The following is a 24,310-nucleotide window of genomic DNA, read 5'->3' as shown; positions in this document are numbered from 1 at the left end:
GGGGAATGCTGCGTTGCACGAGGTGGGGGAGCGAAGCCGGGCGGAACGCGTTGGCGAGACGGAATGCAATACCGGGGACGTAAATGACAAGGCAGGCCCTCATGACCGACATCGAGAAGATGTTCGGATGGATACCGTCATGGATTATCGGTCTTGGTCTCGTGGCCGGGGCGATCCTGCTTGCGTTGTCGTTCTACCGCCTCGCGATCTGGCTGCTCAATCGCGCTTTCGGAGCCCGGCTTCCGCTATTGAGCGTGTTCATCGAACGCACCTCAGGGCCGGCCCAGCTGGCACTCTGTCTCGCTGCCGTCGCACTGGTCTTGCCGCTCGCGCCGCTGAATGATGCGTTCCGCACCCCGCTGACAAGCCTGTTCGTCGTCGCCTTCATCGCGCTGATCGGCTGGATCTCGATCAGGATCGTCGACATGAGTGCGGCGCGCTATTTGCAGAATTTTCGCGACGTCACCGAGAATTTCGTGGCGCGCAAGCATGTCACCCAGGTCCGCGTCTTCAAGCGGGTGACCGACATCATTATCGTCATCATCACGGTGTCGACCGCACTGATGACGTTCGACTCGGTCAGGCAATACGGCGTCAGCCTGTTCGCCTCTGCCGGCGCCGCCGGTATCATCGTCGGCCTTGCCGCGCGGCCATTGCTGAGCAATCTGATCGCCGGCCTGCAGATCGCGATCACCCAGCCGATCCGCATCGAGGATGCCGTTATCATCGAGAACGAGTGGGGCTGGGTCGAGGACATCGCCGCGACCTATGTCGTGATCCGGCTGTGGGATTGGCGGCGCATGGTGGTGCCGCTGTCCTATTTCATCGAGAAGCCGTTCCAGAACTGGACCCGCGATACCGCCTCCCTGATCGGCGTCATCGCGTTCCATGTCGACTATCGCGCCGACGTGCCACGCATCCGGCGGTGGCTGGAGGGCGCTGTGAAGGACTCCAAGCTATGGGACGGCGCAGTGGTCAATCTGCAGGTGATCGATGCGGATTCACGTACCATCGAGCTGCGTGCGCTGGTCAGCGCACGGAACGCGCCGCAATCCTGGGATCTGCGTTGCGAGGTCAGGGAGAAGCTGATCGCGTTCATCCGCGACGAGATGCCGGAAGCCCTGCCGCGCGAACGCGCGATCCTGATCCCGCAGGGCGGGGGTGATGACATCGAATTGTTCCAACGCGAGTCCGCTCCGGAAAGGATGCGGGCGAGCGCACGCAATTGACGGCAGACGCGATCAGGCCGCTCGTACGACAGAAGCGTCGGTCTGCCGGTGAGTGCGCGAGCGCGGCTTGCGCAGTTTTCGCCGCGCCCAGATCAGCAGACCGGTCGACAGCAGCGTTACGAGCGCGAGCGAGGTCACGAGATTCAGCGACGATGCGATCATCGCCGACCAGTTTCCTTCATGGAGCAGCCGCGGCCAGTTGCGCGGCAATGGCGTAACGCCAGATGCATTGACGGCATAGGCGCGCAGCTCACCGTCCTCGTAGATTCGCGCCATGGCACGGCCGCCGCGCGTGCCGATCGAGATTACGTGCGAAAGGTCGTGGGAGGCCGCGACCATGCGAACCGCGTCGGGCAGCGGGAGCGGGCGGCCTTCGCTGGTCGGGGCAGATCCGCTCTGGAAGGTCAGGCCGAAGGCCATGCACAGGCCGGTGAGCGGGCTCAGAAGGATCAGCGGCAACGTGAACCAGGCGGTCCCCTTGTGCCAGCCGGACAGCGAATTGCGCAGCCGCGGCAGTCCCATGAGGATGCCAAGCAGCATGAGGACGATCATGGCGATGGTCGAGCTCGTTACAAGCCACGCCTGGCCGAGCAGCCGCTCATGCGTCATGCGCGCCCAGAGGAAAAGGTCGGGGAGGCTGGAGCCGGTCGGTGCCAGCTCGCCGGTGGCGAGGTCGATCGCCGGACCACCCGTGCCTTGCAACGTCATGCGCTGCGCGGCGGCATTGATCGACAGACCGCGTGCCTTGCCGTCGGGATCGTATCGCTTCACCAGCTCGGCGATGCGCGCGGCTTCAATCGCGGACCCATTGAGCCCGCTGACCTGGACCATCGGCTCGAACGACAGGATCAGGCCGGTTGCGATGATCGCAAACAGTGGAAGCGCAAAGACCAGCGTGATCCAACGATGGAGTGTCAACAATAATGGCTTGCTCATGCTCGGTCTCCGGCGGTGCGCAGCGTTGATCGCCCGGCGCGGCGTCGAAGACAAATGACGCTTTGTCCATGATGCCGGCGTTGATCTGCAGCAAATTCAGTCGGGCGCCGATCGCGGCGAGTGCCAATCGTTTGCAGGTTTGAGCGTTGCCAGCAGCTTGTGCAGAGACCGCGTGCGACGCTCGACCTCGCTTTCCGAGAGGCCGCCGGGTATCATCGTCTGGCCTGACGCCAGCTCATCGTTCGATGAATCTGGGTGTTTGGCGACATCGTCCAAAAGCCATACGGCATCGGTGGCGGCGGATAGCTTGCTACTCGCGGCCCGCCTTGGTCGCCCCGCGAAGGCCCGCCTGCTGCTGAATGGTGTCCAGCGCGCCTGACGACTGCTCCTCCGCCACGAAGCGGTTGAGCAGGGGAAGGGCGGCCTCGCGTCCCTTCGGGACCGCGATGGCCATGTGCTCGGCGCCCCAATTGCCGTCGAGGATTTTCGCGCCGGGCATCTGGTCCGACATTTCAAACAGCGTTGGCTTGTTGGTGGCGTAGAGATCGATCTCGCCGCGGCCGAACATGGCGATGGCGACCTTGACGCTCTCGGCAGGAACGATGGTCGCGGTCTTGAACTTTGTCGGCAGGGTACGTTCGGAGGTTGAGCCTTTGGTGACGCCGATCTTGACGCCGGGCTTGTCGATATCCTCGGCCTTGCCGATCGGCGAGTTCGCCGGCACGAGATAGCCGAGCTCGATCGCCAGCACGGGCTCGCTAAAGCTGACTTCGTTGGCGCGGGCCGGCGTGGCGTTCGTCACCGTTAAATCGACCTGACCGTCATGGATCGCGGTGACGATGTCGGCAACGCGCTGAAACCTGACATAGTCGATGGGAACGCCGAGGCGTTTTGCCAGCGCGCCGCCGAGATCGTAGGCGAGGCCATGTGGCTTGCCAGCGGCATCCGTCACCATCGAGGTCGGGCTGCCGGGATAGATGCCGACACGCAAGGTACCGCTCGGCGCCAACAGCTTTGCTTCGCCGTCGGCGTGCGCGGACGCGCCGGGCAGGCAGACGAAGAGCAGGGCGGTGTATGCAGCACGGCCAAATGAGATTCTCATCTGAAAGACCTCACTGCGCCCTGATGTCGGCAGCTTTCAGAATTGGCTCCCATTTGGTCGCCTCGGCGTGCATATAGGCGTCAAAGTCCTTGGCCGAGGAGCCGACTGGGGCTGCGCCGATCTTGCCGAGCGTGGAGAGTACGCCCGGATCCTGGAGCGCGGCCTTCAGGTCGGTCTCGAGTTTGGCGACGATTTCCGGTGGCATTTTTGCAGGTCCCAGCACGCCCCACCAGACGGAGACGTCATAGCCGGGAACGCCTGATTCCGCGACGGTCGGCACATTGGGCAGCGCCTTGGAGCGCTCGGCCGACGTCACCGCGAGTGCGCGCACCGGGCCGCCGTCGAGCTGGCCGATGGCTTCGGCGCGCGGATTGATGCTGAGCGGGATTTCGCCTGCGATCACGGCGGTCAGCGCCGGCGCGCCGCCCTTGTAGGGGATCGCGAAGTGCCGTTGCCCGACATGCCGTAGGAGAGTTTGTCGGGCTCTTTCCTGGCCGCAGCGAGGAGATCGCCGAGCGTCTTGTAGGGGCTGTCCTTGGCGACCACGATTGCAAGTGGCGAGGAGGCCACTTCGCTGATGGCGGTGAAATCCTTGAACGTATCGTAGGGCACGCTCGGATAGATGAACTGGTTCAGCGGATGGCCGCTCGCGACCAGGATTAGCGTGTAGCCGTCGGGCGCGGCCTGCGTCAGGGCCTGCGAGGCGACGATGCCGCCGGCACCGGGGCGGTTGTCGATCACCGGTTGCTGCCCCCAATTCTTCGCCAGCGCCTGGCCGAGCGTCCGGGCGAGCACGTCGACCGCGCCGCCGGCCGCATAGGGGACGAGGATGTGGACCGGCTTGTTCGGATAGGTGTTGGCGGCCTGCGCGACGCTGCCGGCCAGCAGCAGACTGGCGCCGAGCACCAATGCGCCGATCTTCTTGCTCAAACCCAGCATATTTCAGCACTCCCTGAGGGCATTCGCCTCCGCGCGGCGGCTTTCGAGCCGCTTCCGGACGTTGCCCGTGGTTTTTGTTGACGAGACCTGATCTTTTGTACGATAGTACAAATCACATGGCACGCAAGTCCACCAGCAAGGAAACGGCCCGCAAGCCGAACATGCGCGAGGCGATTCTCGCCGCGGCCGAGGAGCTGTTCGCCACCAACGGCTTCAACGCCGTATCCGTGCGCGACATCGCGCAGGCGGCTGGGGCCAATCCCGGCAGCGTCACCTATCATTTCAAGACCAAGGACGGTCTGCTGCTGGAGATCTATCGGCGCCATTGCGGGCCGATGAACCTCCGCCGCTCGGAGCTGCTCGCCGCCGCCAAGCGCGTGCGTGATCTCCAGGACCGGCTGGAAGCGATCGTGCGGGCCTATGTGGTGCCGGCCTTCACCTCCGGCAGCGATCTCGCCGGGGGCGGGGCGCGCTTCACGCGGCTGCGTGCGGTGATGTCGGCCGAGGGCAACGAAGTCGCGCGAAAAATCATCGCGCAGACCTTCGATGATACCAGTCATGCCTTCATCGATGCGATCCACGAGAGCCTGCCACACATTCCGCGCACCGACATCGTCTGGCGCAGCCACTTCCTGCTCGGCGCGCTCTACTATTCGCTGGTAACGCCGGATCGTGTCTCGCGCCTGTCGCGCGGCGAAGCCGACGGCAGCGATCCCGCCAACGCCATCGAGCAGCTGGTGCAGGCGACCGTGGCCGCGTTCCAGGCGCCGGCGCTGGACCAGGCCGCGCCGGCACGGCGGCGGACTGTCGCAAGCAGCAAAACTTGAAAGAAACCGCCGAGGGGAGGCGCATTATAGCGCTTCCGCTCGCAAGCGGACATGTCATGGGGTGTTTTGGGAAATGAACAGGCGGGAGTGCTTGCATCTCTTGACCGGATTGGCTGGAGCGACGCTCGCGAGCGGAGCGCGTGCGGAAGAGAAGGTGATTCCGACAATCACGCCGCCTGATCCCCATCCCGAGACGCCGTCATTCAAGCTGCCGCCGAAATCATGCGACAGCCATACCCACATCTTCGGGCCGGCGTCACGTTATCCTTTCTCGGAAAAGCGGCCGTACAATACGGCTGATGCTCCGCTGGAGATGTTTCGCAGCGTGCACGAGAAGATCGGCGTCGAGCGCTGCGTGATCGTGAACGCGACCGTGCACGGCACCGACAACCGCGTTGTCACCGACGCCATCGCGCAGAGCGAGGGCGCCTACAAGGGCATCGCCAATGTCAGCGACGAGATGACCGAAAAGGAGCTTGCTGCGCTCGACAAGGCCGGCATCTGCGGTTGCCGCTTCGCCTTTCTCAAGCGCCTCGGCGGTGTCGGCGACATGACCAAGTTCCAGCGCATCGTGCATCGGGTCGCCGAGCTTGGCTGGCATATCGACGTCTATTTCGAGCCAGGCACGATTCCCGAATTCGCCCCAGTTCTCACCGCGCTGCCGACGCCTTACGTGATCGATCACATGGGGACGGTTCAGGCTGCCAAAGGCCTCGACGATCCCGGCTTCACCGCATTGCTCGATCTCCATAAGAAGGATGAGAAGTGCTGGGTCAAGATCACCGGCCTGGAACGCGCCTCCGCGGGCGGAAAACCGTTCCACGACGCGGTGCCGTTTGCGAAGGCGCTGATCGACAATGCGCCGGACCGCGTCATCTGGGGCACCGACTGGCCGCATCCCAACGTCAAGGTGATGCCCAATGATGGCGAGATCGTCGATCTGATCCCTCTCTACGCGCCCGACAAGGCGATCCAGCAGAAGCTGCTGGTCGACAATCCCGCGCGTCTTTTCAAGTTCAGCTAATGCCAATGCTGTATACGCCCACCATACCGCCGCCCGATCCGAATACGCGCACGCCGAAGTTCAAGCTGCCGAAGCGGTCCTGCGATGCGCATTGCCACATCTTCGGGCCCGGCTCGAAATATCCTTACGCGCCTGACCGGTCCTACACGCCGCCGGATGCGCCGCTCGAGGACTTCAAGGCCTTGCACGCCAAGCTCGGTGTGGAGCGCGCCGTCATCGTCAATGCCAGCGTGCATGGCACCGACAACACCGTCGCCCTCGATGCGATCGCGCAGAGCAACGGCGCTTATCGCGCGGTTGCCAATATCGACGACACCATCACCGAGCGTGAGCTTCGCGTGCTGCATGAGGGCGGCTTCCGCGGCTGCCGCTTCAATTTCGTCCGCCATCTCGGCGGCGTTCCCGACAAGGGGGTGTTCGACCGCACCGTCGCCATGGTCGCGCCGTTCGGCTGGCACATCGACCTGCATTTCGATGCGATCGACCTGCCCGAATATGCGGACATGCTGACGAGGCTACCACTGAGCTACACCATCGACCATATGGGGCGGGTGAAGGCCTCCGAGGGGCTCGACCAGCTCCCGTTCAAGATCCTGATCGAACTGATGCAGCGCGATGAAAAATGCTGGGTCAAGATCTGCGGCTCGGAGCGGGTGTCCTCGGCCGGACCGCCCTTCACCGACGCGGTGCCTTTCGCTCGGAAGATCGTCGAGACCGCGCCTGACCGCGTCATCTGGGGCACCGACTGGCCGCATCCCAACGTCAAGGTGATGCCGAATGACGGCGACCTCGTCGACCTGATTCCGCTGTTCGCGCCGGAGGTGGAATTCCAGCAGAAGATCCTCGTCGACAATCCCGCGCGTCTGTTCGAGTTCGACCGATGACCGCGATGGCGATCGACAAGCCGCGCCGGCGCGCCTGGTGGAAGGAGCTCTGGATTCAGGTGCTCATCGCCATGGCGGCCGGCATCGCGCTTGGGATCGTCAGCCCCGAGTTAGGGGCCAAGATGCAGCCACTTGGCGACGCCTTCATCAAGGCGATCCGGATGCTGATCGCGCCGATCATCTTCTGTACGGTCGTCCACGGCATCGCCCACATGGCCGACATGGCGCGGGTGGGGCGTGTCGCGGTCAAGGCGATCATCTATTTCGAGATCATGACCACGATCGCGCTGATAATTGGTCTAGTCGTGGTCAACGTGCTCAAGCCGGGCGCCGGCATGAACATCGATCCCGCCAGCATCAATGCCAGCGCGGTCGAGCCTTATGTCAAGCAAACCGCCGTGATCGGCTTCGTGCCGTTTCTCCTCAACATCGTGCCGGCGACCTTCGTCGGCGCCTTCGCCGAAGGCAATATCCTCCAGGTGCTGTTCATCTCCGTGCTGTGCGGCTTTGCGCTGGTGCAGCTCGGTGAGCGCGCCGCGCCACTGGTCCATCTGATCGACATCGCCGCCAAGATGGTGTTCGCTGTGGTCGGCTACGTGATGTGGGCCGCCCCGATCGGCGCGTTCGGCGCCATTGCCTTTACCGTCGGCAAGTTCGGCGTCGGCTCACTGGCCTCGCTCGGCAAGCTGCTCGGCGGATTCTATCTCACCTGCGTCATCTTTATCATCGTCGCACTCGGCCCGATCGCGCGGCTCTGCGGCTTTTCGCTGCTCAAGCTGATCCGCTACATCTGGGAAGAGCTGCTGATCTGCATCGCCACGACCTCGTCCGAGACGGTGCTGCCGCGCATGCTGACCAAGCTGGAGAAGGCTGGTTGCGAGAAGAGCGTGGTCGGGCTCGTGATCCCGACCGGCTATTCGTTCAATCTCGACGGCACGTGCCTCTATCTCGCTGCTGCCTCGGTCTTCCTGGCGCAGGCGACCAACACGCCGTTCGGGCTCGCAGAGCAGATTGAGCTCTTGCTGATCCTGCTGGTGACCTCCAAGGGCGCGGCGGGCATTGCCGGCGCGGCCTTTGTCGTGCTGGCGGCGACGCTGTCGGCAACCGGCACAATCCCAGTGACGAGCGTCGCTCTGGTGCTCGGCATCCATCGCCTGATGTCGCAGGGGCTGACGCCGACCAATCTGATCGGGAACGCGGTTGCAACCATTGCAATTGCCCAATGGGAAGGCGCGCTGGACGGCGAGCGACTGGAACGCGTGCTGAACGGCCAGGACCCCGCTGCCGCTTGATGAACTCGCTTCCTGCATGACGCGGGCAGCCTATGATGTTGCGAACGAAAGAGGGGAGTTCTCCCATGAAAACAGGTCTCGTGATCACCGCCCATCCCGGCGATTTCGTCTGGCGCGCCGGTGGCGCCATCGCCCTGCATGCGAAGAAGGGCTATCGGATGAAGATCGTCTGCATGTCCTTCGGCGAGCGCGGCGAGAGCCAGTTCGCCTGGAAGGAAAAGGGTGCCACGCTGGAATCGGTCAAGGCCGGCCGCAAGGACGAGGCGGAGCGAGCCGCAAAGCTGCTGGGAGCCGAGATCGAGTTCTTCGATTGCGGCGACTATCCGCTCAAGCTGACCGAGGCGCATTTCGACCGCATGGTCGACATCTATCGCGAGCTCAATCCGAGCTTCGTGCTGACACATGCGCTGGAAGACCCCTACAATTTCGACCACCCGAACGCGGCGCATTTCGCGCAGGAGACGCGCGTGGTCGCGCAGGCGATGGGGCACAAGCCCGGCGCGCAGTACAAATATTCCGCACCTTCCGTGTTTCTGTTCGAGCCGCATCAGCCCGAGCAGTGCAATTACAAGCCGGACCTGCTGCTCAAGATCGACGAGGTCTGGCAGCAGAAATACGAAGCGTTCCAGATCCTCGCCGCGCAAAAGCACCTCTGGGGCTATTACGAGCGCGTCGCGCTCAATCGCGGCATCCAGGGCAGCCGCAATACCGGCGTGCCCATGACCTACGGTGAAGCCTATCAGCGTCTGTTCCCGACGGTTGCGGAGGAGCTGGCATGAAGCCTGTCGTCGTTCGCAATATCAGGCGTGCCGATCCCGCAGGGATGGCGGAGTACGGCGTCTCGACCGTGCACGAGGCCTATGGCCGCCTCGGCCTGATGAAGCCGTATTTGCGGCCGGTCTGGGCCGGCGCGTCGATCGCCGGCCCCGCGGTCACCGTGCTGGCGCAGCCCGGCGACAACTGGATGATCCATGTCGCGGTCGAGCAGTGCAAGAAGGGCGACATCCTCGTGGTCGGCTGCACCACCGACAATACCGACGGCATGTTCGGCGAGCTGCTCGCGACCTCGCTGCAGGCACGCGGCGTGCAGGGGCTGATCATCGATGCCGGCTGCCGCGACGTCAAAGCGCTGCACGAGATGAACTTTCCGGTGTGGTCGCGCGCGGTCTCGGCCAAGGGTACGGTCAAGGCGACGCTTGGCTCGGTCAACGTCCCCGTGGTCTGCGCCGGCGTCAACGTCGACCCCGGCGACATCATCGTCGCGGATGACGACGGTGTCGTCGTGGTGCCGAAACGCAATGCCGCCGAAGTTGCCGAGAAGGCAAAGAAGCGCAACGCCGACGAGGGTGGCAAGCGGACGCGTCTCGTCTCGGGCGAATTGGGCCTCGACATGTACGGCATGCGCGAGGCGCTGGCTAAAGCTGGCCTCGTCTATGTCGACAATCCCGAGGACGTCTGAAAGGAAGAAGCGGGAGCGGGCGGATGGATCGTCTCAAGCTGAAGGCTGTGCTCGGCAGTCATCCTCACGTGAAGGCGGTGAAGAGCGGCGAGCTCCGCTCCGACCTGTTCGAACTCGACTTCATCGAGTACACGCCGACCAACACGGCGTTCAAGCCGATGGTGCGTGAGCAGGCGTTCGACGTCTGCGAGATGGCCATCGTCACCTATCTGATGGCGAAAGCGCATGGCAAGCCGCTGGTGCTGCTGCCGGCGACCATGCTCGGCCGCTTCCAGCATTCCTACGCGCTGTACAACCCCGCGAAAGGAACGCTCGCGCCTAGCGATCTCGAAGGCAGGCGCGTCGGCATCCGCTCGTTCACGACGACGACCGGGGCCTGGATCAGAGGCATTCTCGCCAACGATTACGGCGTCAATCTCGACAAGATCCACTGGGTCACCTTCGAGGACCCGCACGTCGCCGAATATGTCGACACCACCGAGCGCGCGCCGAAAGACAAGAAGGTCTTGCAGATGCTGCTCGATGGCGAGGTCGATGCCGTCCTTGGCGAAACCTCCGACAATCCCAGGCTGAAACCGCTCTTCCCCGATCCCGCGGCGGAAGCGGTCAAATGGTACGCACGTCGCGGCGTCGTGCCGGTCAATCATCTCGTGGTCGTAACCGAGAGCCTCGCGAAATCGCGCCCCGATGTGGTCGCGGGCGTCTATGATCTCCTGAAGCGGAACAAGGAACAGACGGGACCCGCGGCAACACCCGACCTCTTGCCGTTCGGGATTGAAGCGAACAGAAAACCGTTGGAGCGGATCGTCGCCTATGCGTTCCAGCAGGCGCTGATCCCGCGCCGCTATGCGGTCGAGGAGCTGTTCGATGCGACGACACGAGGGCTGAACTGATGGTGGATCCTAAGCGGTGGCAGATCGGACTGGTTGGCTATGGTGAGGTCGGCCGCATCCTGGCTGAGGATTTACGCCGGCAGGATATCAAGGTCGCGGCCTACGACATCAAGCTCGGAGGCGAGCAGGGCGCTGCGTTGAAGGAGCACGCTGCGAAGTTCGGCGTGATGCTCGCAGCTTCTCATGCCGAACTGACCGCGAAATCCGACTTCGTCGTCTCGGCCGTCACGGCTAGCCAGGCTGTTCCGGTGGCGAAGGCCTGCGCCGCTGCGATCAACCAGGGAACCTGGTTCCTCGATTTCAATTCAGCCTCTCCGGGCGCCAAGCAACGCGCGGCGGCGCTGATCGATGGCGCTGCCGGGCGCTATGTCGAGGGCGCGGTGATGACCTCGGTGCCGCCTTATCGCATCAAGGTGCCGCTGTTGCTTGGCGGTCCCGGTGCAAGAGAGCTCGAGCCGCTGCTGAACGCAATCGGCTTTGCCGCGAAGGTTGCGAGCGACAAGCTCGGGATTTCATCCGCAGTGAAGATGTGTCGCAGCATCATGATCAAGGGCCTGGAGGCCATGGTGATCGAGAGCTTCACCACTGCACGCGCCTATGGCGTCGAGGACGCGGTGCTGGCGTCGCTGGCGGAAACCTTTCCTGCGATCAATTGGGAAAAGCAGGGCGCTTACTTCTTTCAGCGTGTGATCGAGCACGGCCGCCGCCGCGCCGAGGAAGTGCGCGAGGTCGCCGAGACCGTGCGCGAGGTAGGGCTGACGCCGTGGTCGGCGCAAGGTACCGCCGAGCGTCAGGCCTGGGTGGCCGATCTCGCTGACGAGGGCTTGTTCGGCGCCAAGGGGACGAAGGAGTTTGCCCGCAGCGCCGATTGGCGCACTGAGGCGGACCGGATTCTGGCGAAAATCAAACGCTGAAGCTGAGCATCACGCTCAGCTCAGAACCATGCCATCGTCGCGATGGCCGGTGACTTCGTCGCGGGCGGCCTCGATCAAGTCGATCAGGCTGTTGGCCTCGCGGACGACGTCCTTGGTGCGCTCGGTTCTGAACTCGGTCAGGATCATGCGAATGCACTTGTCCGCAGTATCGAGCGTCCATAGCGCGCGAGCCATGTCGTGCTGCGAATGGATCGCCGAGATATCGAGGCTAGAGAGCACTTCGCCGATTCCGTTCAATCGCTTGACGGCCGTTTCGGCGGGCGTGCTAGCCCGGATGGATTGGTAATCAATGCTGCTGAATGCGCTGAACGTATCCATAACTTCCCCAGAACGCAGATGGTCAGTGCGCAGGTCCATTAAGGTTAGCGCAGCCTTTCTCGCAATGCGTTGGGATACGGTCCGGGATTCTACCGGACACGTTTTTTGGCAGATTTGGCGGCAAATCGGGCCTGAAAGCCCCGCCGATCAGCGGTTTTTCCGGACAATCTTACCGTTAGTCGCAACGAGCATACCTGCTTTGTAAACCGTGCGGCCCTGCGGCGCCGCGACCACCGCCTCGGGAACGTGCTCCGCATTCAGCGTCACGAAATCGGCTTTGGCCCCGACGTGCAGGCCGTAGCCTTCGAGCCGCAGCGCCTTGGCGCCTGAAACGGTGACGAGGTCGAACGCGACCCGCAATTCCTCGTCGATGTTGAAGCCCGAACGATAGCCGAGCGTCGTCGCCCGGCGCAGCATGTCGCCGTCGCCATAGGGCCACCAGGAATCCCTGATATTGTCGTTGCCGCTGAACACGGTGACACCGGCGCCGCGCAAGGGCAGGATCGGCGGGAAGGCCCGGGCGCCCGGCGCATTGGTCATAATCGCAACGCCGGAGCGGGCGAGGATATCCGCGACGCTCTTGAGCTGATCCATCGTGATATCGCCGAGCCCGTAAGCATGGCTGATGGCGACATGGCCGTCCATGCCGAGCGCGCGCGTGCGCGCCGCGATCTGCTCGATCTCGAAGGCCCCCAGCGTGCCCATGTCGTGCAGGTGGATGTCGACGTCGACGCCGTGCTTCTCGGCGACGCCGAAGACGACATCAAGATGTTTCTCGACATCGCGATCAAAACTCGCCGGATCGAGCCCGCCGACGAGGTTTGCGCCGAGCCCGATGGCTTCATCCAGCAATTGCGGCGTGCCCGGGCTCGCCAAAATGCCGCTCTGGGGGAAGGCGACGAGCTGGATGTCGATCAAGCCTTTGTATTCCTCGCGCACGCGCAGGATCGTCTCCAGCGACTTCAGGCCGACCGAGCCGTCGACCATGACGTGGCTGCGCATCTGCGTGGTGCCATGCCCGACACAGAGATCGAGCTGGTTGCGCGCGCGCACATCCATCGGCGCCGCCTCGGCCATGTTCTGGGCCTGGAAGGCCACGCGTTCCTGCACGTTGAATCCGTCAGTGCATGGTTTGTGCGGGCGCCAGACGTCGCCATAGAAGCTGGTGTCCAGATGGATGTGGCCTTCGACGAACCCGGGAACGACCAGGGCATTGTCGAGATCGATCGTCTCGGCGCCTCCCGCCGGCGCGTCGGCCGGAAGGAGTGCGGCGATGTGGCCGTCCTTGACCGCGATATGATGCCGCGCCCCGCCGTCGAAGCGGGCGTTCAGGAAGATCTTGTCGAAGGCCATCCGGTTGCTCCCGTTGGATCGATGTCGTTTGCGCGCCGGTTAGTTTCGCGGGTGAAGCAGCTTGGCCGGCGACCGCTCAAAAGTCTGCTGACCGCTCTTGAAGCCCATCAGAATGTCCGGCAGCTCCGCGATAGCGAAGCGGCTGTCCTTGATGTCGAGCACGACGAGATCGGCCGGCTTGCCGACCGCAATGCCGTAATCGCTGAGATTCATCAACCGCGCCGGCAGCTCGGTGACGAGATCAAGGCAGGTGTCGAAGTCGCCGACGGCTGCGTGGGCGACATTGGCGTAGAAGTTCGCCATCCGCAGCAGCGAGGCATCACCAAACGGCGTGAAGGGATTGAGCACGTTGTTGGTCGCGACCGAGCACACGATGCCGTTGCCTGCGAGCTTGTGTGCGAGCGTCAGCCCGCGCGGAGCGTTGTGGGTGGCCTCGCGTCCCATCAGATAAAGATCGGTTGCGGGCAATACGGTGACGGCGACGCCGGCCTTCGCCAGTTGCGCGGTGGCCGCCTCCAGCCGATCCGGCGGCAGGGCCGAGAGCTTGGTCACATGGCCGATCGCGACGCGGCCCCCGTAGTTGCGCTGCTCGGTCTGCCTGATGACTTCGCCCAGATGCGACCAGGAGGGGTCGAGATCGAAGTCGAGATGGAGATCGACGTCGAGATCGAACTGTTGGGCGAGGTCAAAGATGCGCGCGAGATGCGCGTTCGGGTCGGCATCGGTATAGGGGCAGCCGCCGATCGCACCGGCGCCGTCGCGCAACGCCTGCACGAGCAGTTCGTCAGCGCCGGGATCGTTGGTCAGCCCTTCCTGCGGGAAGACGCACAGCGACAGATCGATCGCCCAGGCGTAGTCGCGCTTGAGTGCCTTGACCGCCTCGAAGCTGCGCAGCCCGATGCGCGGGTCAATCTCGACATGGGTGCGCATCCGCGTCGTGCCGTGCACGATGGCGCGTTCGAGCACCTTTGTGCCGCGTGCGTAGACGTCGTCGGTGCTGAAATCCCGCTTCATGGCCGAGACGGCCCGGATGGCATCGCCGAGCGTGCCATGGATGTGTCCGCAGCGTTCGAGCAGGCAGGCCTTGTCGAGATGGATGTGGGTGTCGACGAAGCCGGGCAGGGTCAGCCGTCCGCCAATCTCGACTTCGACGGCCTCGCACGCCAGCCCGGGTTCGATCGCCGCGATGCGTCCGCCCTTCACGCCGATATCAACGGGCGTTGGGGACGATCGTATCAGGGCGTTGCGGAAGATCAGGTCGAAGGCGGTTTGGGCGGTCATGGCGGGGAATCTTGATGGAGAACTTATAGCAAGCAGCGAGGTGGCAAGCCTGCAGCAATGTAGCGGGAGATATGATCAAAATATATGCGTTCGTCCGGACCTCCCGGCACATATCGAAAGCCGTGATAGCTGATAGACGCAGGCTGGTCTGGTGGCAGGCCGGCGCCTGGGCTATCACCCCTTCGATTGCGCCCGGCATTGAGGCGCAGCCTTTTCAGGAGCTCCCGATGCGTCTACCCGCCGTTCTTCTGGCCGTCACATGTCTTGCAGGTGCGGCTTCAGCCGAAGATCTCACGGGCACGCTCCAGAAGGTCAAGGAGACCAGGAAGATTACGCTCGGCTATCAGGAGGCGTCCGTGCCGTTCAGCTATCTGGACGGCAACCAGAAGCCGGTCGGCTTTGCCATGGATATCTGCCTCAGAATCGTCGACGCCGTGAAGAAGCAGCTCGCGATGCCGGACATTGCTGTCGACTATGTCGCTGTGACCTCGTCGAACCGCATCCCGCTGATGGTCAACGGCACGCTCGATCTGCACTGCTCGGCGACCACCAACAATGCCGACCGCCAGAAGCAGGTCGCCTTCACCAACACGCATTTCCTCAGCGCGACGCGCTTTGCCGCGAAGAAGGCTGCCAAGATCAACACCATCGACGATCTCAAGGGCAAGGCTGTCACGGCGGTGGCAGGCTCGGTCAATCTGAACCAGCTCGCCAAGGTCAATACGGAGCGCAATCTCGGCATCAAGATCATGCCGGCCGTGGATCAGGCCGAAGCGTTCCTGCTGCTCGAGACAGACCGCGCGCAGGCCTACGCGCTCGACGACATTCAGCTCGCGGTCGCCATCGCGCGCTCGAAGGAGCCGGCGCTGTTCATGATCAGCGACGAGACGTTCTCGAAGCCAGAGCCCTATGGAATCATGCTGCGCCGGGACGACGCGCCCTTCAAGGCGCTGGCCGATCGCGCCACCGCGGAGCTCTATGCGAGCCCGGAGATCGAGGTGCTCTACAGGAAGTGGTTGGAGTCTCCGACGCCGCCGAATGGCGTCAACTACAACGTTCCGATGTCGGTCGCCCTGCGCAACGCCTTCAAGAACCCGAGTTCGAGCGCCGATCCTGACGTGTATCTCGTGAAGTGAGGCGAGGGCGTTAGTGTCCGCCGCATGTCGTTTCGCTTCCAGTGGCATGCCGGCGGGCCGGAACTCTCCTCATTGCCAGGTTCCAATCGCCATTTCGTGATCGTGCTTATGATTGCGAGCTATTAGTTAGGCTCCTATCTAGTTTGGATGGCACCCTCGCAAGGTCTCATCCACGGCGAAATCGGCCGGCTGATCGCGCGTCTCGCCCGCATCTGGCGGCGCGAGTCCGATCAGGCCCTGTCCGATCACGGCCTGTCCTATGCCACTGCAATTCCGCTGCTGGTGCTGTCGCGACACGGCGAAAGCGTGCGGCAGGGTGTGCTTGCGGACGAGCTCGGCATCGAAGGGCCGTCCCTGGTCCGGCTGATCGACCTGCTCGAGGTCGAAGGCCTGGTGGAGCGCCGCGAGGACCCGACCGACCGGCGTGCCAAAACGCTCCACCTGACGAAAGCGGGCGAGGCCAAGGTCGAGGAGACCAACCGCGTGTTGCGGCGTGTGCGGGCGAGCCTGCTCAAGGATATCGCACCCGAGCAACTTGCGATAACCTTCGAAACTCTTCAGCGCATCGAACAGCGGGCCAGCCAGTTGCAGGACGCCAAGGGCGGTCCAGAGGCGAAGTAGTCAATGCGCGCAGACGAACCGTTTCTGGTCCGCCATGCGGACCTGATTTTTGCTTTGAAGACGTTTATCGCCTCGATGCTAGCGCTTGTCATCGCGCTCGCCATGGATCTGCCGCGGCCTTATTGGGCGATGGCGACCGTCTACATCACCTCGCAACCGCTCGCCGGTGCGACCAGCTCGAAGGCGTTCTTCCGTGTCATGGGCACGCTGGTGGGCGCGACCATGACGGTGGCGCTGGTGCCGAACCTGATCAACGCGCCGGAGCTTTTGTGCCTCGCGATCGCGCTCTGGGTCGGGCTGTGCCTGTATCTGTCACTTCTCGACGGCACGCCGCGCAGCTACGTCTTCATGCTGGCCGGATACACCGTTGCGTTGATCGGCTTTCCCGCCGTGTCCGAGCCCGGAGCGATCTTCGATACCGCGGTTGCGCGATTGGAGGAGATCTCGCTCGGCATCATCTGTGCCAGCCTGATCTCGACCATTGTGTTTCCGCGCAGCGTCGCGCCGGCCGTGGCCCATCGCGTCGACTCTTGGCTTATGGATGCGCGCCGCCTGAGCCAGGTGGTGCTGTTGCGGGAGGCGACCGGCGACACACGCCGCGGCAAGCGGCTCAAGCTCGCGACCGACATCGTCGAGATCGACACGCTCTCCACCCATCTTGCCTATGATCGCCTGACCGACCGCAATGCCGTGACCGGCCTCGGCGAAATCCGACTAAGGATGCTGACATTGCTGCCGGTGATTGCCTCGATCGAGGACCGCCTGGCTGCACTGGGCGAGGAGGCCCTGCGGCGCCGGCCCGAGCTGAAGCGATTGCTGGCAGATCTCGCGCAATGGATCATGAGTGACGTCAGCGCGCGGCAGCCGGCTGACCGTATCCGCGGTGTGATAGCAGAGCAGCAGGCGGGGCTGGACGACAGTGCCTCCTGGGAGCGGATCATCACCACCAGCCTGCTGTCGCGGTTGCGCGATCTGGTGGACCTCTCGCGCGACTGCCGTGCGCTGACCGAGGCGATCGGCGAGGGCCGCAGCATTTCCACTGTCGATCTTGCCTTCCATTCCGAAGCCGGCGCCGCGCCGTCGCGCCACAGCGATCGCGGCCTGGCGCTATGGTCGGCGGCAGGCGCCGCTACCGCCATCCTGATCTGTTGCGCGTTCTGGATCGGCACGGGCTGGCCGGATGGTGCCTCGGCGCCGATGATGGCGGCCGTCGTCTGCTCGTTCTTCGCAGCGCAGGACGAGCCGGCGCGTTTCATCCGCAGCTTCGGCCTGTGGTCGCTGATCGCCATCGTGGTTGTCGCGATCTATCTGTTTGCGATCGTCCCTGCGATCTCGCATATCGAGGTTTTGATCGTCGCGCTGGCGCCGACCTTCCTGCTCTACGGTTTGCTCATCGGCCGGCCCGCCACAGCGGGCACCGGCATGGCGCTCGCGGCCAACACGGCGACGCTGCTTGCGCTGCAATCGACCTACATTGCGGATTTCGCGTCCTACGCCAATTCCGCCGTCGCCTTCTTCGTCGGCGTCCTCATCGCCGAGCTGGTGACGCGGATTGCGCGCGGGGTCGGGGCGGAATGGATCGCCAATCGGCTGGTGCTGTCGGGTTGGATCACGATCGCCGTTGCCGCCGAACGGCGGGGCAAGCGCGATCGCGCCGAGTTTGCCGGCCTGATGCTGCATCGGCTCGGCCTGCTGGTGCAGCGGATTGCCTTCCTCTCCGAAAGCGATCGCCGCGATGCCGACAGCCTCGTGCAGCTCCGCATCGGGATCAACATCATCGATCTGCGTCGTGCGCGCTACGGACTTGCCGCACCGACCATCTCCGTCATCGACGACATGCTCGACCAGCTCGCCATCGCTTGCCGCAACTATGGAGGCGGCGGGATGCCGCGCGAGCTTCTGACCAGCGTCGATAGGGCGCTGGCCCGGGCGGTGAAGGATCCCAATGATAGCGCGCGCGAAGACGCGCTGATCGGGCTCGTCGGCATCCGTCGCGGCCTGTTCCCGGACGCGCCGGCCTATCGGCCGGACGCAGATGAGAGTGTGGCGGCATGAGATATGTGATCGACATCTATGGTGTGCTGGTGCCGGCGCTGCTGCTCTGGATCATCGTCGCCTATGTGCTGAGCGCGCTGCTGCGCCTGATGATGCAGCGCTTTGACCTCTACCGCCTGGTCTGGCACCGCGCGCTGTTCGATTTTGCTGTATTCGTCTGCGTGCTCGGCGTCGTCGTCTATCTCTCGGAGTATCTCTCATGAAAGGAAATTTCGCCTGGTTCGGCCGGCTTGCAGTGACCCTCATCGCTGTTATCGCTGCGATCGGCGTTGGCCGCGAGCTCTGGGTCTATTACATGGAATCGCCCTGGACGCGTGACGGCCGTGTGCGTGCCGACGTGGTGCAGGTTGCGCCGGATGTCTCGGGCTTCGTCACCGACGTGCTGGTCAAGGACAACCAGAAGGTCCATCGCGGCGACGTGCTGTTCAGGATCGATCGCGAACGCTTTGCGCTGGCGCTGCGGCAGGCCGATGCGTCGGTGGCTGGACATCAGGCAACGCTCGATCAGGCCAATGCGGATCTGAAGCGGTATAGCACGTTGACCACCGATGCCGTGTCGCAGCAGAGGCAGGAGCAGGTGCTGGCCACCCAGCTTCAGGCTAAGGCAGCCTTCGATGCAGCTGTCGCCGACCGCGCGGTCGCCCAGCTCAATCTTGATCGCAGCGAGGTCCGGGCCTCCGTGAACGGCGTGATCACCAACATGGATCTGCGGCCCGGCGCTTACGTCTCTGCGGGCAAGGGCGTGATGGCGCTGGTCGACAGCGACACGTTGCATGTCGAGGGCTATTTCGAAGAGACGAAGCTCGCGCGCATCCGCACCGGCGACAAGGCGTTGGTCCGCCTGATGGGCGAGAAGGGCATGCTATCCGGCCATGTCGAGAGCATCGCCGCCGGCATCGAGGACCGCGATCGTGCCGAAGGTGCGAGCCTGCTCGCGAACGTCAACCCGACCTTTAGCTGGGTAAGGCTTGCCCAGCGCGTGCCTGTGCGCATCGCGCTGGATAAGGTGCCGGACGGAATGTCGTTGGTCGCAGGGCGTTCCGCGACGGTGGAGGTGTTGGACTAACCCTCTCTACGCGTTTGAATATTTTTTCAGCTCAAACCGCGCGATCTGGTTCCGGTGGACCTCGTCCGGCCCGTCGGCGAGGCGGAGCAGGCGCGCGGTAGCGTAGGCCTGCGTCAGGCCGAAATCGTTGGAGGTGCCGCCGCCGCCATGGGCCTGGATGGCCCAGTCGATGATCTGGCAGGCCATGTTGGGCACGGCGACCTTGATCATCGCGATCTCGGCCTTCGCGACCTTGTTGCCGACGGTGTCCATCGCGTATGCGGCATTCAGCGTCAACAGCCGGGCCTGCTCGATCATGATGCGCGCTTCGGCGATGCGCTCCTGCGTCACCGTCTGCTCGGACACCGGCTTGCCGAAGGCGACGCGGCTGCGTACGCGGCGGCACATCTTTTCCAGCGTGCGTTCGGCAAGGCCAATCAGCCGCATGCAGTGGTGGATTCGGCCCGGGCCGAGGCGTCCTTGTGCAATCTCGAAGCCCCGGCCTTCGCCCAGCAACATGTTCTCCTTCGGCACCCGCACATTGGTGAAGACGACTTCGGAGGCGCGGTCCGGAACGCCGTAGAAACCGAACACGGGCAGGGGACGCTTCACCTCGATGCCGGGCGTATCCATCGGCACCAGGATCATGGATTGCTGCTTGTGGCGATCGGGATTATCGGGATCGGTCTTGCCCATGAAGATGCAGATCTTGCAGCGCGGATCGGTCGCGTTGGTCGTGTACCACTTGCGGCCGTTGATGACGTAGTGATCGCCATCACGCACGATCGAGCTTTCGATATTGGTCGCATCGGATGAGGCAACCGCCGGTTCGGTCATGGCGAAGCAGGAGCGGATTTCGCCCGCGAGTAGCGGCTTCAGCCACCGTTCCTTGTCCTTCTCCGTGCCGTAGCGTTCCAGCACCTCCATGTTGCCGGTGTCGGGCGCCGAGCAGTTGAACACCTCGGGCGCGAGATGCGAGCGGCCCATCACCTCGCAAAGCGGGGCATATTCGAGATTGGTGAGGCCCGCGCCATGGCCCGAGTCCGGCAAGAATAGATTCCAGAGGCCCTCGGCGCGCGCCAGCGGCTTCAATTCCTCGACGACCGGATAGACCTTCCAAGGCCCGAGCTCTTCCGCCTCGCGATAGAACCGTTCTTCGTTCGGATAGATATTGCGGTCCATGAAGCTTTCGAGCTTGCGCTTGAGCTCGATGACTTTGGGCGAGATTGGGTAGAGCATTCTCGTATCCTTGATCGGTGAACGGCGCGACGTGCCTGGCGTGATCTAAGTTTGCGGGTGGGCTCAGCCGACGTGATAGTCCCTAAATTTCTCACGCAGCGCCGATTTGAGCACCTTGCCGGTGCCAGTCATCGGGAATTCGTCGAGGAATTCAACCGCGTCCGGCATCCACCAGCTCGCGATCTTCGGACGCATATGCTCGAGCAGGGTCTTGCCATCCACGGTCGCGCCCTTCTTCCGGACGACGAGAAGGAGAGGGCGCTCCTGCCACTTCTCATGCGCAATGGCGACCACGGCGGCTTGCAGCACGTCGGGGTGGGACAGCGCGATGTCCTCGAGCTGGATCGAGGAGATCCATTCGCCGCCCGATTTGATCACATCCTTGGAACGATCGGTGAGGGTCACGTGGCCCTGGGCGTCAATCACGGCCATGTCGCCGGTGATCAGCCAGCCGTTGCGGTCGAGGCCTTCGTTGAGCTTCATATAGCCGGAGGCGACCCAGGGGCCGCGAGCGCGCAAGTGACCGACGGTTTTGCCGTCGCGCGGCAGCTCGACGCCGGCATCGTCGACGATGCGCAAGGTTGTGCCGAAGCAGGCACGGCCTGAGACCTGGCGGCGGTCGAAGATCTCGGCTTCGCTGAGATGCTCCGAGCCCGGCCGCAAGCCAGGCATCGAGCAGCCCAGCGCCTCCGTCATGCCCCAGGCCTGAACATAGTCGACGTTGTAGTCGCGCTTGAGCTTTTCGATCATTGCACGCGGCGGCGCCGAGCCCGAGGACAGCGTTGCGCGCAGCGTGGAGAATTTGTTGCCGGTGCGGCCGAGCCAGTCGAGCAGGATCAGCCAGAAGCTCGGCACGCCTGCCGACACCGTCACCTTCTCGCCCTCGAGCAGCTCATAGAGCTTGTCGGGCTCGTAATTGCGGCCGGGCAGCACCAGCTTGGAGCCGGTATAGGGCGCGGTGAACGGCATGTTCCAGCCATTGCCGTGGAACAGCGGCGCCATCGGCATCATCACCTCGCGCACCCCTTCGCGATGCCCGGGAATGAAGTCGAAGTTGCAAGAGATCATAGTCTGAAGAATTGCGGCGCGATGCGAATAGATCACGCCCTTGGGGTTGCCTGTCGTGCCCGAGGTGTAGCAGATGGTGGAGGCGGATTTCTCGTCGAACTCCGGCCAGGCGAAGCCGGCGTCGTCCTCCTTCTCCAGCAGCTCCTCGTAGCAGTGCACGTTTGCAAGCTTGGTCGCGGGCATTCGTTCGCGTGATGACATCATCACATAGGCCTCGACCGTCGCCAGTTGCGGCGCGATCGCCTCGACGATCGGCAATGTGGCGCGGTCGACGAAGAGAATGCGGTCTTCGGCATGGTTGATGATGTAGACGAGTTGCTCGGGGAATAATCGTGGATTGACGGTGTGAAGCACATAGCCCATGCCCGGCGCCGCGTAGAACATCTCGAAATGGCGATGCGTATTCCAGGCGAGCGTGCCGACGCGGTCCCCAGGCTTCATGCCGAGCCGCTTCAGCGCCAGCGCCATGCGCTTGATGCGCGGATGCGCCTCGGCATAGGTGCAACGATGGATATCGCCTTCGATCTCGCGCGCGACGATCTCCGCTTCGCCATGATAATCGGCGGCATATTGGATCAGGCCGCTGATCAGGAGCGGCATGTCCATCATCAATCCCTGCATTGTCCCCTCCGAAATGGCCACGCGCCATAAAATCATGTCGTCGTATGACGCGTTCGCGCTTGCATTCAAGGTAGCGGAACGTCGCGCGGCGTCCACGCAAAAAGCGGTTGATGCGATTGCGTGCGTCACTTTTTCGGGGCTAACTGGCGTGGGCTGCCGCTGAAGCAGCGGGCCCGCCGTGGAGAAGATCGATGTCAGCGGAAAGACACAAGACCGGAGCAGCCGGCGCGCCTAGCATCGACATCGAGGCCCTGCGTGCGCGCTATCGCGACGAGCGCGACATGCGTCTGCGCTCCGAGGGCAAGGCGCAGTATGTCGAGGTATCAGGCAGCTTTGCCCGCTATCTCGACGATCCCTGGGCCGATGCCGGAGTCACGCGCGAGCCCGTCCGCGAAGAGACCGAGGTTGTCATCGTCGGCGGCGGTTTCGGTGGCCTGCTGTGCGGCGCGCGCCTGCGCGCGGCCGGCATCACGGATTTCCGCATCGTTGAAAAGGCTGCCGACTTCGGCGGTACCTGGTACTGGAATCGCTATCCGGGCGCAGCCTGCGATACAGAGAGCTACATCTATTTGCCTCTGCTGGAGGAGACCGGCTACATGCCGGTGCGCAAATATGCGCGCGCGCCGGAAATCTACGAACACTCGTGCCGCGTCGGTCGTCACTTCGGCCTCTATGAACGCGCACTGTTTCAGACAGTCATCTCGCGCATGGCGTGGCAGGAGCAGGACGGACGCTGGCTGGTCGAGACCGATCGCGGCGATCGTATCCGCGCGCGCTTCGTGATCCTGGCTGGAGGTCCGCTCAGTCGGCCCAAGCTGCCAGGCATTCCCGGAATCGAGAGCTTCAAGGGCCATAGCTTCCACACCAGCAGGTGGGACTACGCCTACACCGGCGGCAACGCGGAGGGTGGTCTTACCGGTCTTGCCGACAAGCGCGTCGGCATCATCGGCACGGGCGCGACCGCCGTGCAATGCGTACCGCATCTCGGTCGGGCCGCGAAAGAGCTCTATGTGTTCCAGCGCACGCCGTCGGCGATCGGTGTACGTGACGACCGGCCGACGGACCAATCCTGGGCCGAAGGGCTGAAGCCCGGCTGGCAGCGCGAGCGCATGGACAATTTCACCGCGGTGATTTCGGGTGAGCCGTTCGAGCAGGATCTGGTGCAGGACGGCTGGACCGGTCTGCTCGGCGAGATCCTACTGGCACCGCGCCGGCAGCCCCAACCAGTGACCTCGATGGAAGAGGCGCTGAAGGTGATCGAGCAGGCCGACTATCGCAAGATGGACGAGATCCGGGCCCGCGTCGACGCCGTAGTCAAGGATGGGGCGACCGCGGCGGCGCTCAAGCCTTGGTACAAGGCGTTCTGCAAGCGGCCTTGCTTTCACGACGAATATCTCGACACCTTCAATCGTCCCAACGTCCATCTCGTCGACACCAGGGGCAAGGGCGTCGAGCGCATCACGGAGAATGCGGTGGTCGTCGATGGCAAGGCCTACGAGCTCGATTGTCTGATCTATGCCAGCGGCTTCGAGGTCGGCACCGACTATGCGCGCCGCATGGGGTTTGAAGTCCATGGCCGCGACGGTGCGAGCCTGTCCGAGCGCTGGCGCGATGGCGTCAAGACGATGCACGGCTTCTACAGCCGCGGCTTCCCGAACTGCTTCCTGATCGTGACGGTGCAGGCCGGCCAGAGCGCCAACTTCCCGCATATCATCGACGAGCAGTCGCAGCACATCGCCTATGTGATCGCAGAGGCGCGCAGGCGCGGCGCAAGGACATTGGAGCCGACGCTCGCGGCCGAGAACGCATGGGTGGACGAGGTCGTCAAGGCCGCGGTCGGCCGCCAAACCTATCTCGCCGAATGCACGCCCGGGTACTATAACAATGAGGGCGTGTTCGATCCGGTCGCGGCGCGCAATAGCCAGTATTGGCGCGGACCGATGGCGTTTCTGCGCCTGCTTGCCAAATGGCGGAAGGAGGGCGCTCTGGACGGGCTGGAATTGACCTATGGAGTCGACGCGAAGAGCCAGGGGGCTCCGGTCTCGGCATGAAC

General features: G+C 63.6%; 23 protein-coding genes and 1 pseudogene. 16 read left to right on the top strand and 8 right to left on the bottom strand.

Features of this window, described 5'->3' with window-relative positions; genetic code table 11:
* Positions 1-83 precede the first annotated feature (83 nt).
* Positions 84-1,229 carry a mechanosensitive ion channel family protein gene (locus tag XH89_RS23260; protein WP_194462743.1) on the top strand — a complete coding sequence of 382 codons (1,146 nt, stop codon included), beginning with the start codon at positions 84-86 and terminating at the stop codon, positions 1,227-1,229.
* A gap of 12 nt (positions 1,230-1,241) precedes the next feature.
* On the opposite strand, the gene XH89_RS23255 is transcribed toward XH89_RS23260, so the two are convergent.
* The 3 genes and pseudogenes from XH89_RS23255 to XH89_RS23245 form a co-directional block, all read right to left on the bottom strand.
* Positions 1,242-2,165 carry a PepSY-associated TM helix domain-containing protein gene (locus XH89_RS23255; RefSeq protein WP_194462742.1) on the bottom strand — a complete coding sequence of 308 codons (924 nt, stop codon included), beginning with the start codon at positions 2,163-2,165 and terminating at the stop codon, positions 1,242-1,244.
* 310 nt (positions 2,166-2,475) lie between these two features.
* Positions 2,476-3,267 (bottom strand): ABC transporter substrate-binding protein, encoded by a 792-nt coding sequence (locus XH89_RS23250; RefSeq protein WP_194462741.1) that lies wholly within the window; start codon positions 3,265-3,267, stop codon positions 2,476-2,478.
* Between the two features lie 10 nt (positions 3,268-3,277).
* A pseudogene (locus XH89_RS23245) lies at positions 3,278-4,206 on the bottom strand (Bug family tripartite tricarboxylate transporter substrate binding protein).
* A 116-nt stretch (positions 4,207-4,322) separates the two neighbouring features.
* Between XH89_RS23245 and XH89_RS23240 the strand changes: the two are divergent.
* From XH89_RS23240 to XH89_RS23205, 8 genes are all read left to right on the top strand, one after another.
* On the top strand, positions 4,323-5,033 hold the full coding sequence (locus tag XH89_RS23240) for a TetR/AcrR family transcriptional regulator (RefSeq protein ID WP_194462740.1): 711 nt from the start codon (positions 4,323-4,325) through the stop codon (positions 5,031-5,033).
* Positions 5,034-5,106: 73 nt separating this feature from the next.
* Positions 5,107-6,057 carry an amidohydrolase gene (locus tag XH89_RS23235; RefSeq protein WP_194462739.1) on the top strand — a complete coding sequence of 317 codons (951 nt, stop codon included), beginning with the start codon at positions 5,107-5,109 and terminating at the stop codon, positions 6,055-6,057.
* Positions 6,057-6,941, top strand: a complete 885-nt coding sequence (locus XH89_RS23230; protein WP_194462738.1) for an amidohydrolase — start codon at positions 6,057-6,059, stop codon at positions 6,939-6,941. Before XH89_RS23235 ends, XH89_RS23230 begins: the two co-directional genes overlap by 1 nt.
* Entirely contained in the window at positions 6,938-8,233 is a 1,296-nt protein-coding gene (dctA, locus tag XH89_RS23225) for a C4-dicarboxylate transporter DctA (RefSeq protein ID WP_194462737.1), read from the top strand. Before XH89_RS23230 ends, dctA begins: the two co-directional genes overlap by 4 nt.
* Positions 8,234-8,298: 65 nt before the next feature.
* Positions 8,299-9,012, top strand: a complete 714-nt coding sequence (locus tag XH89_RS23220; RefSeq protein WP_194462736.1) for a PIG-L deacetylase family protein — start codon at positions 8,299-8,301, stop codon at positions 9,010-9,012.
* Positions 9,009-9,692, top strand: a complete 684-nt coding sequence (locus XH89_RS23215; RefSeq protein ID WP_194462735.1) for a 4-carboxy-4-hydroxy-2-oxoadipate aldolase/oxaloacetate decarboxylase — start codon at positions 9,009-9,011, stop codon at positions 9,690-9,692. The genes XH89_RS23220 and XH89_RS23215 overlap by 4 nt, the downstream gene beginning before the upstream one ends.
* Before the next feature lie 23 nt (positions 9,693-9,715).
* Positions 9,716-10,585: a hypothetical protein gene (locus XH89_RS23210; protein WP_194462734.1), complete on the top strand. Its 870-nt coding sequence runs from the start codon at positions 9,716-9,718 to the stop codon at positions 10,583-10,585.
* On the top strand, positions 10,585-11,499 hold the full coding sequence (locus tag XH89_RS23205; RefSeq protein WP_371825170.1) for a DUF1932 domain-containing protein: 915 nt from the start codon (positions 10,585-10,587) through the stop codon (positions 11,497-11,499). The genes XH89_RS23210 and XH89_RS23205 overlap by 1 nt, the downstream gene beginning before the upstream one ends.
* 15 nt (positions 11,500-11,514) lie before the next feature.
* Here the strand turns inward: XH89_RS23205 and XH89_RS23200 are convergent, their stop codons facing one another.
* From XH89_RS23200 to XH89_RS23190, 3 genes are all read right to left on the bottom strand, one after another.
* Positions 11,515-11,838: a hypothetical protein gene (locus XH89_RS23200; protein WP_194462733.1), complete on the bottom strand. Its 324-nt coding sequence runs from the start codon at positions 11,836-11,838 to the stop codon at positions 11,515-11,517.
* A 147-nt stretch (positions 11,839-11,985) separates the two neighbouring features.
* Positions 11,986-13,191, bottom strand: coding sequence for an amidohydrolase family protein (locus XH89_RS23195; protein WP_194462732.1), 1,206 nt, complete (start codon positions 13,189-13,191; stop codon positions 11,986-11,988).
* 39 nt (positions 13,192-13,230) lie between these two features.
* The gene (locus XH89_RS23190) at positions 13,231-14,472 is read right to left on the bottom strand and encodes an amidohydrolase family protein (RefSeq protein WP_194462731.1); all 1,242 of its coding nucleotides are present in this window, start codon (positions 14,470-14,472) and stop codon (positions 13,231-13,233) included.
* A gap of 227 nt (positions 14,473-14,699) precedes the next feature.
* Between XH89_RS23190 and XH89_RS23185 the strand changes: the two genes are divergently transcribed.
* The 5 genes from XH89_RS23185 (at position 14,700) to XH89_RS23165 (ending at position 19,350) form a co-directional block, all read left to right on the top strand.
* On the top strand, positions 14,700-15,608 hold the full coding sequence (locus XH89_RS23185; RefSeq protein WP_194462730.1) for an amino acid ABC transporter substrate-binding protein: 909 nt from the start codon (positions 14,700-14,702) through the stop codon (positions 15,606-15,608).
* Positions 15,609-15,755: 147 nt separating this feature from the next.
* A complete protein-coding gene (locus tag XH89_RS23180; RefSeq protein WP_194462729.1) occupies positions 15,756-16,229 on the top strand; it encodes a MarR family winged helix-turn-helix transcriptional regulator in 474 nt (157 codons plus the stop codon).
* A 3-nt stretch (positions 16,230-16,232) separates the two neighbouring features.
* Positions 16,233-18,284 (top strand): FUSC family protein, encoded by a 2,052-nt coding sequence (locus XH89_RS23175; RefSeq protein WP_194462728.1) that lies wholly within the window; start codon positions 16,233-16,235, stop codon positions 18,282-18,284.
* Positions 18,281-18,487: a DUF1656 domain-containing protein gene (locus tag XH89_RS23170; RefSeq protein WP_194462727.1), complete on the top strand. Its 207-nt coding sequence runs from the start codon at positions 18,281-18,283 to the stop codon at positions 18,485-18,487. The genes XH89_RS23175 and XH89_RS23170 overlap by 4 nt, the downstream gene beginning before the upstream one ends.
* Positions 18,484-19,350 carry an HlyD family secretion protein gene (locus tag XH89_RS23165; RefSeq protein ID WP_194462726.1) on the top strand — a complete coding sequence of 289 codons (867 nt, stop codon included), beginning with the start codon at positions 18,484-18,486 and terminating at the stop codon, positions 19,348-19,350. Before XH89_RS23170 ends, XH89_RS23165 begins: the two co-directional genes overlap by 4 nt.
* 6 nt (positions 19,351-19,356) lie before the next feature.
* Here the strand turns inward: XH89_RS23165 and XH89_RS23160 are convergent, their stop codons facing one another.
* Both XH89_RS23160 and XH89_RS23155 read right to left on the bottom strand, forming a co-directional pair.
* Positions 19,357-20,568 carry an acyl-CoA dehydrogenase family protein gene (locus tag XH89_RS23160; protein WP_194462725.1) on the bottom strand — a complete coding sequence of 404 codons (1,212 nt, stop codon included), beginning with the start codon at positions 20,566-20,568 and terminating at the stop codon, positions 19,357-19,359.
* Between the two features lie 63 nt (positions 20,569-20,631).
* Positions 20,632-22,257 (bottom strand): long-chain fatty acid--CoA ligase, encoded by a 1,626-nt coding sequence (locus tag XH89_RS23155; protein WP_194462724.1) that lies wholly within the window; start codon positions 22,255-22,257, stop codon positions 20,632-20,634.
* Here XH89_RS23155 and XH89_RS23150 point away from each other — a divergent pair.
* On the top strand, positions 22,235-22,420 hold the full coding sequence (locus XH89_RS23150; protein WP_194462723.1) for a hypothetical protein: 186 nt from the start codon (positions 22,235-22,237) through the stop codon (positions 22,418-22,420). The two genes, XH89_RS23155 and XH89_RS23150, sit on opposite strands and share 23 nt — an antisense overlap.
* 28 nt (positions 22,421-22,448) lie before the next feature.
* Positions 22,449-24,308, top strand: coding sequence for an NAD(P)/FAD-dependent oxidoreductase (locus XH89_RS23145; protein ID WP_194462722.1), 1,860 nt, complete (start codon positions 22,449-22,451; stop codon positions 24,306-24,308).
* Positions 24,309-24,310 lie beyond the last annotated feature (2 nt).

The organism is Bradyrhizobium sp. CCBAU 53340 (genome assembly GCF_015291645.1).
Lineage (GTDB): Bacteria > Pseudomonadota > Alphaproteobacteria > Rhizobiales > Xanthobacteraceae > Bradyrhizobium.
This window is presented reverse-complemented; position numbering and strand designations above follow the sequence as displayed.

Coding starts and splice junctions, on each gene's coding strand:
- XH89_RS23260 (WP_194462743.1), top strand. CDS start 84: ATGACAAGGCAGGCCCTCATGACCGACATCGAGAAGATGTTCGGATGG.
- XH89_RS23255 (WP_194462742.1), bottom strand. CDS start 2,165: ATGAGCAAGCCATTATTGTTGACACTCCATCGTTGGATCACGCTGGTC.
- XH89_RS23250 (WP_194462741.1), bottom strand. CDS start 3,267: ATGAGAATCTCATTTGGCCGTGCTGCATACACCGCCCTGCTCTTCGTC.
- XH89_RS23240 (WP_194462740.1), top strand. CDS start 4,323: ATGGCACGCAAGTCCACCAGCAAGGAAACGGCCCGCAAGCCGAACATG.
- XH89_RS23235 (WP_194462739.1), top strand. CDS start 5,107: ATGAACAGGCGGGAGTGCTTGCATCTCTTGACCGGATTGGCTGGAGCG.
- XH89_RS23230 (WP_194462738.1), top strand. CDS start 6,057: ATGCCAATGCTGTATACGCCCACCATACCGCCGCCCGATCCGAATACG.
- dctA (WP_194462737.1), top strand. CDS start 6,938: ATGACCGCGATGGCGATCGACAAGCCGCGCCGGCGCGCCTGGTGGAAG.
- XH89_RS23220 (WP_194462736.1), top strand. CDS start 8,299: ATGAAAACAGGTCTCGTGATCACCGCCCATCCCGGCGATTTCGTCTGG.
- XH89_RS23215 (WP_194462735.1), top strand. CDS start 9,009: ATGAAGCCTGTCGTCGTTCGCAATATCAGGCGTGCCGATCCCGCAGGG.
- XH89_RS23210 (WP_194462734.1), top strand. CDS start 9,716: ATGGATCGTCTCAAGCTGAAGGCTGTGCTCGGCAGTCATCCTCACGTG.
- XH89_RS23205 (WP_371825170.1), top strand. CDS start 10,585: ATGGTGGATCCTAAGCGGTGGCAGATCGGACTGGTTGGCTATGGTGAG.
- XH89_RS23200 (WP_194462733.1), bottom strand. CDS start 11,838: ATGGATACGTTCAGCGCATTCAGCAGCATTGATTACCAATCCATCCGG.
- XH89_RS23195 (WP_194462732.1), bottom strand. CDS start 13,191: ATGGCCTTCGACAAGATCTTCCTGAACGCCCGCTTCGACGGCGGGGCG.
- XH89_RS23190 (WP_194462731.1), bottom strand. CDS start 14,472: ATGACCGCCCAAACCGCCTTCGACCTGATCTTCCGCAACGCCCTGATA.
- XH89_RS23185 (WP_194462730.1), top strand. CDS start 14,700: ATGCGTCTACCCGCCGTTCTTCTGGCCGTCACATGTCTTGCAGGTGCG.
- XH89_RS23180 (WP_194462729.1), top strand. CDS start 15,756: ATGGCACCCTCGCAAGGTCTCATCCACGGCGAAATCGGCCGGCTGATC.
- XH89_RS23175 (WP_194462728.1), top strand. CDS start 16,233: ATGCGCGCAGACGAACCGTTTCTGGTCCGCCATGCGGACCTGATTTTT.
- XH89_RS23170 (WP_194462727.1), top strand. CDS start 18,281: ATGAGATATGTGATCGACATCTATGGTGTGCTGGTGCCGGCGCTGCTG.
- XH89_RS23165 (WP_194462726.1), top strand. CDS start 18,484: ATGAAAGGAAATTTCGCCTGGTTCGGCCGGCTTGCAGTGACCCTCATC.
- XH89_RS23160 (WP_194462725.1), bottom strand. CDS start 20,568: ATGCTCTACCCAATCTCGCCCAAAGTCATCGAGCTCAAGCGCAAGCTC.
- XH89_RS23150 (WP_194462723.1), top strand. CDS start 22,235: ATGTCCATCATCAATCCCTGCATTGTCCCCTCCGAAATGGCCACGCGC.
- XH89_RS23155 (WP_194462724.1), bottom strand. CDS start 22,257: ATGCAGGGATTGATGATGGACATGCCGCTCCTGATCAGCGGCCTGATC.
- XH89_RS23145 (WP_194462722.1), top strand. CDS start 22,449: ATGTCAGCGGAAAGACACAAGACCGGAGCAGCCGGCGCGCCTAGCATC.